We start from the raw sequence: 236 nt of genomic DNA on the forward strand, positions 1-236 counted from the left end.
CAGAACGTCGTGAGACAGTTCGGTCCCTATCTGTCGTGGGCGTAGGAAATTTGAGAGGAGCTGTCCTTAGTACGAGAGGACCGGGATGGACGTACCGCTGGTGCACCAGTTGTTCCGCCAGAAGCATGGCTGGGTAGCTACGTACGGACGGGATAAGCGCTGAAAGCATCTAAGCGTGAAGCCCCCCTCAAGATGAGATTTCCCAATTAGTAAGACCCCTTGAAGACGACGAGGTA

The 236-nt window shown here is 54.2% G+C and carries 1 rRNA gene; it reads left to right on the plus strand.

Going from position 1 to position 236, the window contains the following annotated elements:
- Positions 1 to 236, plus strand: a 23S ribosomal RNA gene (locus tag HPT30_RS00055); the annotation flags it as partial.

This window comes from Paenibacillus agri, from assembly GCF_013359945.1.
Classification (GTDB): Bacteria; Bacillota; Bacilli; order Paenibacillales; family Paenibacillaceae; genus Paenibacillus_AQ; species Paenibacillus_AQ agri.